Origin of the sequence: Prosthecodimorpha hirschii, assembly GCF_001305515.1 — a bacterium.
GTDB classification, from domain to species: domain Bacteria; phylum Pseudomonadota; class Alphaproteobacteria; order Rhizobiales; family Ancalomicrobiaceae; genus Prosthecodimorpha; species Prosthecodimorpha hirschii.
This window is the reverse complement of sequence record NZ_LJYW01000001.1, coordinates 4,686,552-4,695,524: the sequence shown is the minus strand read 5'-3', so window position 1 is coordinate 4,695,524 and position 8,973 is coordinate 4,686,552. Positions and strand designations below refer to the sequence as shown.

Below are 8,973 nucleotides of genomic sequence, written 5' to 3'. Positions count from 1 at the left end.
CGTCCACGAACGCCTCGATCGCCTTGTCGTCGTTGCCGATCTGCCGCCACGTGCCGCCCCGGCCCTCGTAGACGTCGAGGACCATCTTGGAGACGTCGATTCCGATCACGTCAGGGTGTATCTTCATGGCGCCTACCCCTGTGCTGCGGGGTCCGCGGCAACGGCCCCGATCAACTGTTCAGGCTGGGTATTTGCAGGCGGGCGGGGATCACAGCCGGCTCACGGTCGACAACGACCAGGGACCCAACGATCTCCCGCCCGCCAACCCACAATGCCACACTCGGCACACACAGGGACCCACTCTGCTGGCGACGCGTCGCAAGGCATTGGTTCTCATCAAGATTTTGACGCGGCTGCGATCGCAATGGGCCCCGGATCGGCGGCCCTGCGGGCCTTGTCCGGGGATGCACTGAGAGATCGAGGGCAGCCCCGAACCTCGCGACGCGGAGAACCAGCGAGCGGAAAGTCCCGGGAGCGGGCGCACCGCCCCCGAAGGGCCGCATTCCCGGCCGGAGCGCAAGCGGAGAGCCGGGACCCACTCCCCCGGGAGACGTGCCGCAAGGCATTGGTTCTCATCAAGATTTTGACGCAACTGTGATGCGAGTAGGCCCCGGATCGGCGGCCCTCATGGGCCTTGTCCGGGGATACGCTGGGAGATCGGGGGCCAACCCCGCAACCCGCGACGCGGAAGACCAGCGAGCGGAAAGTTCGGGGAGCGGGCGCACCGCCCCCGACGGGCCGCATTCCCGGCCGGAGCGCAGCGCAGAGCCGGGACCCACTCTCCGGGCAACGCGCCGCAAGGCATTGGTTCTCATCAAGATTTTGACGCGCCTGTGATGCGAGTAGGCCCCGGATCGGCGGCCCTTCGGGCCTTGTCCGGGGATACGCTGGGAGATTGGGGGCCAACCCCGCAACCCGCGACGCGGAGGACTAGCGAGCGGAAAGTTCGGGGAGCGGCCGCACCACCCCCGAAAGGGCCGCGTTCCCGGTCGGAGCGCAGCGGAGAGCCGGGACCCACTCTCCGGGCGACATGCCGCAAGGCCTTGGTTCGCATCACGATTTTGACGCGGCTGCGATTGAAATGGGCCCCGGATCGGCGGCCCTCACGGGCCTTGTCCGGGGATACGCTGGGAGATTGGGACCAACCCCGAACCTCCCGACGCGGAGGACCAGCGAGCGGAAAGATCGGGGAGCGGCGGCGCGCCCCCCGAAGGGCCGCATTCCCGGCCGGAGCGCAGCGCAGAGCCGGGACCCACTCCCCCGGCGACGTGCCGCAAGGCATTGGTCCGCATCAAGATTTTGACGCGGCTGTGATGCGAGTAGGCCCCGGATCGGCGGCCCTCACGGGCCTTGTCCGGGGATACGCTGGGAGATTGGGGGCCAACCCCACTTCTCGTAAAGAGTAGCACCAGCGAGCGGAAAGTTCTGGGAGCGGGCGCACCACCCCCGAAAGGGCCGCATTCCCGGCCGGAGCGCAGCGCAGAGCCGGGACCCACTCTCCGGGCGAACTGCCGCAAGGCCTTGGTTCTCATCAAGATTTTGACACGACTGCGATCCCCATGGGCCCCGGATCGGCGGCCCTCACGGGCCTTGTCCGGGGATACGCTGGAAGATTGGGAGCAGCCGCGCAACTCGCGACTGCAGGGATTGGGGAGCTGAGGCACCATCACGAACCGGTGAGGCTTGATCTATTTATTTGCATTTCGCACTTTGCAAATTATATGTAGCGCCATCAGCCGATCGGAGACCGGTCGGCATGGCACCGGCAAGAGGTCCGTCATGGCCATCATCACCCGCTATCCCTTTCTCACCCAGGCTCGTGTCGAAGCCGCGTCCTTCCTGGCGGTGTTCCGGCAGGGACGGCTGGTGCGCTCCGGCCGCGGCATCGCCGCCTGGTTCGCGAGCGGGGGACCGACCTCGCTGGTCGAGATCCCGGCCGACGATCGCGATCACGTCCTGAACGTCTCGGCCACCACGGCCGACTTCCAGACCGTCAGCGCGCTCGGCCTCGCGACCTGGCGGGCGGTCGACCCGGTTCTCCTGGCCGGGCGCATCGACTTCACGGTCGAGCCGAAGACCGGCCAGCATCGCGGCGAGCCGATCGCCCAGGTCGAGAGCCTGATCGACGGTCTGGTCGCCTCGGCGGTCGAGCGCTTCGTCGCCGCCCGCACGGTCGCGCAATTGCTCGAAGAGGGCATCGGCGCGCTTCTGGCCGCGGTCGAGCGCGAATTCGCGATGACCGGCCGGCTCGCCGCGATCGGCATCGAGATCGCCGGCATCCGCCTGACCGACCTGTCGCCGGCGCCCGAACTGGTCCGCGCGCTGCGCCAGCCGACGATCGAGAAGCTCCAGCAGGGCGCCGACGAGGCGACCTTCGCCCGCCGCGCCGCCGCGGTCGAGAAGGAGGCGGCCATCGCCGAGAACGAGACCCGCGCCAAGATCCGGCTCGAAGACGAACGCGGCCGGCTGATCGCCAAGGAACGGGACAACGAACTGGCCCGCGCGCATATCGCGCAGGAAACCGCCCGCATCGAAGCGGAGGGCGAGGCGCATGTGCGCGAAATCCAGTCGCTGGCCGCCGCGGCCGCGCTGGCGACCTCGTCGGAGGCCGAGGCCCGCGCGCTCGAGCGGACCGATGCCGTCCGGCTGGCCACCGAGCAGGCCCGCGCCGAGATCGCCAAGGGCCTGCCGCCGGTCGTCACCCTCGCCCATGCGCTGGAAACCGGGCTCGCCGCCGCCAAGATCGGCACGCTCAATCTCGGCCCGGACGCGGTCGGCCTGATCGGCCAGACCTTCGCCAAGGCGGTCGCCGGCAAGACCTGAATGCCGCAGCTTCCAGGCGACCCCATTCGCCCTTCGGTCCCCTTCTCCCCCTTTCAGGGGCGAAGGGGACCGGGCCGGGGGATCACGGGCCGGCGAATTCCATCGATCCATCAGCGAGTTGTTCCCTTCTCCCCCAAGGAGGAAAAAGAGACGGGACCGGGAAATCCGGATGTGGCGAGCTCCCCAAATCCATCAGCGCTTGGCCCCCTTCTCCGCCCGCAGGGGCGAAGGGGAAGCGGCCGGGGGAACCGGCAAACCGAGATCCTTCGAACCGTCCGGGCCCTGTCCTCTTCCACCCGTCGGAACATATCCCTGCCTTGGGGCGGCTCGCCGGGTTCCCCTCCGAGCCCAACCCATCACCACCGACCGCCCAGCCTCAGGAGGCCGCCATGGCCGTGCTCACGCCCCGGATCGTCATCGTCCGCCGCGAGACCGATCTCGATCGCGTCCGCGCCACCCATGCCTCGATGGCCACCGCCCGCTTCGTGCTGGAAAGGCGCGGCCTGTCGCTGGAGGCCGTCGAGGCCGAACATGCCGCCTTCACGGAGGTGCTGCGGCGGGTGCGTGCGGCGATCCCGGCCGACTGGCGCCAGGCCATGCTGATGCGCGCCGAGGTCGAGCGTTTCGTGTTCGGCCCGGAGGATGTCGTGGTCGCGGTCGGCCAGGACGGGCTGGTCGCCAATGTCGCCAAGTATCTGACCGGGCAGACCGTGGTCGGCATCGATCCGCGCCCGGGACGCAATGCCGGCGTACTGGTCCGCTTCCGCGTCGAGGCGGCGAAGGAGGCGATCGCGGCGGCTGCCGCCGGCCGGCTGACCCTGGAGGCGCGCACCATGGCGGAGGTCCGGCTCGAATCCGGCGAGCGCCTGACCGCGCTCAACGAGATCTATCTCGGCCACCGCACCCACCAGTCGGCGCGCTACCGCATCGCCTTCGAGGGCGCCAGCGAGCGCCAATCCTCCTCCGGCCTGATCGTGGCGACCGGCACCGGCGCGACCGGCTGGGCGTCCTCGATCGCCCGTGCCACCGGCCGCCGCCTCGACCTCGCCCCGACCGACGCCAAGCTGCAGTTCCTGGTCCGCGAGGCCTGGGCGAGCCCGTCGACCGGCGCCGACCTCGTCGCCGGCACCGTCACCCGCGCGCCCGTCACCATCACCTCCGAAATGGACGAGGAGGGCACCATCTTCGCCGACGGCATCGAATCCGACCGCCTCGCCTTCCCCTGGGGCCGCATCGCCACGGTCGCAGTGGCGGAGCAGAGGCTGATGCTGGGGGTCGGGTGACGGTCGTGCGGTGCGGTGTCAGTCCTTCGTATCGGAATCGAGCTTCCGTTCCAGCGCGGTCACGACCGCGTGGGTCGTCCCGATGTCTGGCACCGAAAGACCCTCGGAGAGGCGGTTGATCCAGGGAGCCTGCAGCCGCATGGCCGCTGCGAACGCGTCCCGTCCGCGGGCGGTGAGCACGACCAGTTGGGCCCGGCGATGATGGGGATTGGCCTGAAAGTCGACCAGCCCCTCGGCCGCCAGATCGTTGACGATCCTCTGCACATTCTGACGGTTGGCGCCCATGTCGCGGGCCAGCCAGGCGACCGGTTGGGGACGCTCGGCGGCGACGATGGAGCCTAGAACCTGCCAGCGGGCGCTGGTCAGTCCGAGCCCGGCCACGAGCCGATCGCCGGCGGCGAGCATCCGATTGCTCAGCCGGAAGAGGTCAAGGATGAGCGCCGTCAAGGCTGCACCGGCCTCGGAACGCTCCGGGTCGCATATCGGCATCACAGCTTCCTTTTGACATCATAATGTCAATTCGATACATACACTCATATTGACTGAATAGTGACATTCCAAGAGGAGCTTGTCATGCTCGCATTCCGTCCTCTGGATGCGGCTTATCCCGCCCAGGCGCAGCTTGCGCTCCAAACCGGGCCGGTCGCCCTGGCCGATCTGTCCACGCTCGACCCAGCGGACGAGCCGGCCTTCCTGACAGTCTGGGCGGAGGATGCGGCGGTCATGAAGGCCCATCCGGGCTTCATCTCGACCCAGTTGCCTCGCGGCATCGGCAACCGCCCGACCCATTCCGACCACGCGGTCCGGGAGTCCAACGCCCATTTCCGGACCGCGTTCGGCAGTCCCGAATTCCAGGCCACGTTCGGCGCCCATCCGCCGTCCGGTATCGCGTCTCGGCATCTCTTCGCGAAGGTTGCCGTGCCGGGCATCTGCGTGGCGTGACAAGACCCGCAGCGCCCCGATCCCTGCCACCACCCTCACCGACCCAGGAACCGATCATGCTGAAACGGCTTCATCCTGTCGCAGGCGCCATCGCGGTCCTGACGATCGCGCTCTTCTGGCTGTCGACAGTCGTCTCCGAACTCCTCGGCACGCCGTCGATGATCGTGGCCGTGAAAACGGCGATCCCGTGGGGGTTTCTGCTCCTGGTCCCGACCCTCGCCCTGACCGCGGGGACCGGCTTCAAGCGCGCCGGAAATCGGCGCGGCAGCCTGGTATCTGCCAAAATCCGGCGAATGCCCTGGATCGCCGCCAACGGCCTCGTCATTCTGGTGCCATCGGCCCTGTTCCTGGCGTGGAAAGCTCAGGCCGGGGCATTCGACGCGACCTTCTATGCAATCCAGGCGCTCGAACTCATCGCCGGCGCCGGCAATCTGATCCTTCTTGGTCTGAACATGCGCGACGGCCTCACGATGTCGGGCCGCCTGCGATCCAGACCCGCGTGACCCGGCGCCGGTCTCGTCGCAGGCCCGTCACCACACGTGCTTGACAGACCGAGGCCATCCACTATTCTATACAAATGACTTCTATTATAGACGACACCGGCACCCTGATCGCCCGTCGCATCCGGCTGGAGCGGGAGGCGCGGGGGTGGTCGCTGGCGGATCTGGCGGAGCGGGCCGGGGTCGCCAAGGCGACGATCAGCAAGATCGAGCGCGAGGAGGCGAGCCCGACGGCGGTGGTGCTGGTGCGGCTGGCGCGGGCCTTCGACCTGACGCTGGCCGGGCTCCTGCTGCGCGCCGAGGATGGCGGCGGGCGGCTGATCCGCGCGGCCGACCAGCCGGTCTGGCGCGATCCGGAGACCGGCTACCGGCGCCGGCAGGTCTTCTCGCGGCCGGACCACCCGGTCGAGATCGTCGAGGTCGAGATGCCGGCCGGCGGGCGCGTGACGTTGCCGTCGGACTCCTATGCCCGCATCCGTCAGGCGCTGTGGGTGCTGTCGGGCCGGCTGGTGTTGACCGAAGGCGGCACCCGCCACGCGCTGGAGGCCGGCGACTGCCTCGGCTTCGGCCCGCCGGCTGAGGTCACCTTCGCCAACGTAACCGACCGGCCCTGCCGCTATGTCGTCGCCCTCGCCCGGACCTGAAGCCATGGCCCTCGAAGCCCCCATGCCCCTCGACGAGACCACCCCCGCCGTCGCGATCCGCCCGCTCGACGCCACGCCCGAAACGATCGCGGCGCTGGCCGATCTTCTGATCGAGACCGTCGCCCATGGCGGCTCGGTCAGCTTCATGCACCCGCTGGCGCGCGCGGACGCCGAGGCCTTCTGGACCGGCTCGCTCGCCGCGGCCGCACGCGGCGGGCGCGTCGTGTTCGGCGCCTTCCTGGGCGACCGGCTCGCCGGCACCGTGACGCTGCTGCTCGACTGCCCGCCCAACCAGCCGCATCGCGGCGAGATCGCCAAGATGATGACCGCCGTCGCCGATCGCCGCCGCGGCATCGGCCGGGCGCTCTTGGAGGCGGCCGAGCGCGTCGCCGTGGCGCGCGGCCGCACGCTTCTGGTGCTCGACACCGCCACCGACGAAGGCGCCGCCTGGCTCTACGAGAAGGCCGGCTTCCACTTCGCCGGCGAGATCCCCGACTACGCCCTGAAGCCCCATGGCGGCCTGACCGGCACGCTGATCTACTGGAAACGCATCGGCGCGGCGGCGTGACGCGCGCCTTCAGCTGCGCCCGAACAGGCGCTCGATGTCGGTCAGCTTGAGCTCGACCCAGGTCGGGCGGCCGTGGTTGCACTGGCCGGAATTGGGCGTCGCCTCCATCTCGCGCAGGAGCGCGTCCATCTCCTCGGGGCGCAGGCGGCGGCCGGTGCGCACCGAGCCGTGGCAGGCCATGGTGGAGAGGATGTGGTTGATCCGCTCGTCGAGCCGGGACGAGGCGTCGCGGTCGGCGAGATCGTCGGCGATGTCGCGGACGAGGCCGGCAATGTCGAGGCGCTTGAAGAGGGCCGGCGTCTCGCGCACCGCGATCGCGACCGGGCCGAAGGGCTCGAGCACCAGCCCGGCCTCGGCCAGCGCCCCGGCATGGGCGGCGAGCCGGCCGGCATCCTCCTCGGGCAGTTCGACGATCTCCGGCACCAGGAGCATCTGGCGCGGAATGCCGGCCTCGGCGCGCTGGCGCTTCAGCCGCTCGTAGGTCAGCCGCTCATGCGCCGCATGGGCATCGACCAGGATGAAGCCGTCGCGGGTCTGCGAGACGATGTAGTTCTCGTGAAGTTGCGCGCGGGCGGCGCCGAGCGGGCGGGCGGCGCGTTCGGCGTCCTGGGCCGGATCGGCGGCCCTGATGTCGGCCGAGACGCCGAAACCCGGCGCGAAGCCGGCCTGCATCGCCTCGCCGAAGCCGGAAAGCGGCGCGTCGCCTTGTGGCTCGTCCGGGATGGGGTCAATGCCCGACTGGCCCGGATCCCCGTCCGCCGGATCCTGCGCCCGGTCCATCGGATCAGGCCGGAACGGCGAGACGCGCCAGTCCCAGGCCTCGCGCGGCACGCCGCCGGAGGGGCGGAGCGGATCGCGGCCGTAGGAGGATGGGGAACGGCCGGCGGCCGCGCCGGGGCTCTCGGGCCGGCCGAAGCCGCGCGGCGTGGTCGCGGCCTGATGGTGGCCGGCCGGCGGCGCGGCGTCGGGTCCTAGGCCGGGGCCGAGGCCGGTGCGGAAGGCGGCGAGCGTGGCGGCGCCGACGGTGGTCGAGGCGCGGTGACCGGCCCGCGCCATCGCCTCGCGGATCGCGCCGACCACCAGCCCGCGCACCAGGCCCTGCTCGCGGAAGCGCACGTCGGCCTTGGTCGGATGCACGTTGACGTCGACCTCGTGCGGGTCGAGCCGGATGTCGAGCACCACGACCGGGTGGCGGTCCGCGCGCATCAGGTCCTGATAGGCGCCGCGCAGCGCGCCGAACAGCTGCCGGTCGCGCACCGGCCGCCCGTTGACCATCAGAAATTGCCAGGTCGAGGCGGCGCGATGGTAGGTCGGCAGGCCGGCATAGCCGACCAGTTCGACGCCCTCGCGTGCGGCATCGATCGGCACCGCATTGTCGGGGAAATCCGCGCCGACCACCTGGGCGATGCGGACGAGCCGGGCATCGGCGCCGCGTGCCACCGGCAGGTCGAGCGCGCTGCGGTCGGCGCCGGAGAGCGAGAAGCGCACGTCCGGCCGCGCCAGCGCCAGCCGCTTGACCACCTCGGTGATCGCCGCCGCCTCGGCGCGCTCGGTCTTCAGGAATTTGAGCCGCGCCGGCGTCGAGAAGAACAGGTCGCGCACTTCCACGCGCGTGCCGCGGGCGAGGCCGGCCGGGCGCGGCTCGCCCTTCAGCCCGCCTTCGAGCGTGATCTCCCAGCCATGCGGCTCGCTCGCGTGCCGGGTCGCGATGGCGAGCCGCGACACCGCGCCGATCGACGGCAGCGCCTCGCCGCGAAAGCCGAGCGTGTGGATGTCGAGCAGGTCGTCGGCGCGGAGCTTGGAGGTGCAGTGCCGCTCGACCGCCAGCGCGAGATCGTCGCGGCTCATGCCCGAGCCGTCGTCGGTCACCCGGATCAGGGTCTTGCCGCCGCCGGCCGTGACGATCTCGACCCGTCCGGCGCCGGCATCGACGGCATTCTCGACCAGTTCCTTGACCACGCTCGCCGGCCGCTCGATCACCTCGCCGGCGGCGATGCGGTTGATCGTATCGTCGGAAAGCTGGCGGACGACGGACGGCGCGGACGACATGGGCGGGAAGACCTCCGCGCCCCTTATCGCGGATTCGCGTGCCGCCGTCACCGGCACCGATGCCCCGGGGGCCGCCGGTCGCCAGCGCAGGGCCGGCGATGCCCGCAGCCGCGGCGTCACCGGGGCAAGCCGGGCTCAACAGCGCCATTGCCTCGCGCCCCGCC

General features: G+C 70.5%; 8 protein-coding genes. 6 read left to right on the top strand and 2 right to left on the bottom strand.

What is annotated here, in order from left to right; translation table 11 throughout:
* Positions 1 to 1,779 precede the first annotated feature (1,779 nt).
* Positions 1,780 to 2,823, top strand: a complete 1,044-nt coding sequence (locus tag ABB55_RS20650; protein ID WP_054360491.1) for an SPFH domain-containing protein — start codon at positions 1,780 to 1,782, stop codon at positions 2,821 to 2,823.
* Between the two features lie 389 nt (positions 2,824 to 3,212).
* Positions 3,213 to 4,106 (top strand): NAD(+)/NADH kinase, encoded by an 894-nt coding sequence (locus ABB55_RS20645; RefSeq protein WP_054360490.1) that lies wholly within the window; start codon positions 3,213 to 3,215, stop codon positions 4,104 to 4,106.
* Between the two features lie 18 nt (positions 4,107 to 4,124).
* On the opposite strand, the gene ABB55_RS20640 is transcribed toward ABB55_RS20645, so the two are convergent.
* Positions 4,125 to 4,595 (bottom strand): MarR family winged helix-turn-helix transcriptional regulator, encoded by a 471-nt coding sequence (locus ABB55_RS20640; RefSeq protein ID WP_054360489.1) that lies wholly within the window; start codon positions 4,593 to 4,595, stop codon positions 4,125 to 4,127.
* A gap of 84 nt (positions 4,596 to 4,679) precedes the next feature.
* Here ABB55_RS20640 and ABB55_RS20635 point away from each other — a divergent pair, with 84 nt between their 5' ends.
* From ABB55_RS20635 to ABB55_RS20620, 4 genes are all read left to right on the top strand, one after another.
* Positions 4,680 to 5,048: an antibiotic biosynthesis monooxygenase family protein gene (locus ABB55_RS20635; protein WP_054360488.1), complete on the top strand. Its 369-nt coding sequence runs from the start codon at positions 4,680 to 4,682 to the stop codon at positions 5,046 to 5,048.
* Between the two features lie 56 nt (positions 5,049 to 5,104).
* On the top strand, positions 5,105 to 5,551 hold the full coding sequence (locus ABB55_RS20630) for a hypothetical protein (protein ID WP_054360487.1): 447 nt from the start codon (positions 5,105 to 5,107) through the stop codon (positions 5,549 to 5,551).
* Between the two features lie 74 nt (positions 5,552 to 5,625).
* Positions 5,626 to 6,192, top strand: coding sequence for a helix-turn-helix domain-containing protein (locus ABB55_RS20625; RefSeq protein WP_054360486.1), 567 nt, complete (start codon positions 5,626 to 5,628; stop codon positions 6,190 to 6,192).
* 4 nt (positions 6,193 to 6,196) lie between these two features.
* The gene (locus ABB55_RS20620; protein WP_244472087.1) at positions 6,197 to 6,760 is read left to right on the top strand and encodes a GNAT family N-acetyltransferase; all 564 of its coding nucleotides are present in this window, start codon (positions 6,197 to 6,199) and stop codon (positions 6,758 to 6,760) included.
* 9 nt (positions 6,761 to 6,769) lie between these two features.
* On the opposite strand, the gene mutL is transcribed toward ABB55_RS20620, so the two are convergent.
* A complete protein-coding gene (gene mutL, locus ABB55_RS20615) occupies positions 6,770 to 8,809 on the bottom strand; it encodes a DNA mismatch repair endonuclease MutL (RefSeq protein WP_054360485.1) in 2,040 nt (679 codons plus the stop codon).
* Positions 8,810 to 8,973: the final 164 nt, after the last annotated feature.

Excerpts from the sequence above, each read along its gene's own strand:
- mutL (WP_054360485.1), bottom strand. The coding sequence starts at position 8,809 with ATGTCGTCCGCGCCGTCCGTCGTCCGCCAGCTTTCCGACGATACGATC.
- ABB55_RS20645 (WP_054360490.1), top strand. The coding sequence starts at position 3,213 with ATGGCCGTGCTCACGCCCCGGATCGTCATCGTCCGCCGCGAGACCGAT.
- ABB55_RS20630 (WP_054360487.1), top strand. The coding sequence starts at position 5,105 with ATGCTGAAACGGCTTCATCCTGTCGCAGGCGCCATCGCGGTCCTGACG.
- ABB55_RS20620 (WP_244472087.1), top strand. The coding sequence starts at position 6,197 with ATGGCCCTCGAAGCCCCCATGCCCCTCGACGAGACCACCCCCGCCGTC.
- ABB55_RS20640 (WP_054360489.1), bottom strand. The coding sequence starts at position 4,595 with ATGCCGATATGCGACCCGGAGCGTTCCGAGGCCGGTGCAGCCTTGACG.
- ABB55_RS20625 (WP_054360486.1), top strand. The coding sequence starts at position 5,626 with ATGACTTCTATTATAGACGACACCGGCACCCTGATCGCCCGTCGCATC.
- ABB55_RS20635 (WP_054360488.1), top strand. The coding sequence starts at position 4,680 with ATGCTCGCATTCCGTCCTCTGGATGCGGCTTATCCCGCCCAGGCGCAG.
- ABB55_RS20650 (WP_054360491.1), top strand. The coding sequence starts at position 1,780 with ATGGCCATCATCACCCGCTATCCCTTTCTCACCCAGGCTCGTGTCGAA.